The following is a 658-nucleotide window of genomic DNA, read 5'->3' as shown; positions in this document are numbered from 1 at the left end:
ACTAACAAAACATCCCATATCAGAACATCCCATTAATCGTAGGACATTTATGAAAAAATTACAATTTATCGTCATTATCGCAAGCGTATTCTTCCTTCAAGCTTGTGTACATAAGATAGTAACGGTACCTGCTAAAGTTGCCTATAAAACCACCAAAGGCGTGGTCAAAGGTACGGTTGCGGTCGGCAAAGCCATCATACCAGGTGACAGTGACGACGATGATAAAAAGGATAAAAAGTAAAACCTTACTTATCGACTATGGAGTTTGAATTAAAATCAATCATAGTTTTCAAAGTAAGGTTATCACTTATTAAGATAAAAACTTAGTAAGACAGTACTATTATCGAAATAGGAGCGTGTAAATCATTTTGCACGCTCCTATTTTTTAGTATTAGCTTAACTGCTACTAAAGCTTGGCAATCCAGTCTTTAATAGCGCGTGCTTGCTCAGCGGCATTACCAGTATAGGTCGCTGGTGTGAGCTCACGTAGACGTGCTTTATCAGCATCGCTAACGGCTGCCAACTCGTCACTGTCAACGAACGTTAGCATCGCTTCGCGAGTCATGGCATTGCCACGAGTTAGGGCTTTGAGTTTCTCATAAGGGTTCTCAACGCGGTAGCGACGCATGACCGTTTGAATCGGCTCTGCCAATACTTC

The 658-nt window shown here is 41.3% G+C and carries 1 protein-coding gene and 1 pseudogene; one reads left to right on the top strand and one right to left on the bottom strand.

The genetic code is table 11. The annotated features are described in order from the left end of the window. Window positions 1-49 precede the first annotated feature (49 nt). Window positions 50-241, top strand: a complete 192-nt coding sequence (locus tag ACS8FD_RS21425) for an NF038104 family lipoprotein (RefSeq protein ID WP_439261486.1) — start codon at window positions 50-52, stop codon at window positions 239-241. A 165-nt stretch (window positions 242-406) separates the two neighbouring features. On the opposite strand, the pseudogene ACS8FD_RS21420 reads toward ACS8FD_RS21425, so the two are convergent. Then, window positions 407-658: pseudogene (locus ACS8FD_RS21420) on the bottom strand (adenylosuccinate lyase); the annotation flags it as partial.

It is taken from the genome of Psychrobacter sp. 1U2 (genome assembly GCF_051847575.1).
This window is presented reverse-complemented; position numbering and strand designations above follow the sequence as displayed.

Coding starts and splice junctions, on each gene's coding strand:
- ACS8FD_RS21425 (WP_439261486.1), top strand. CDS start 50: ATGAAAAAATTACAATTTATCGTCATTATCGCAAGCGTATTCTTCCTT.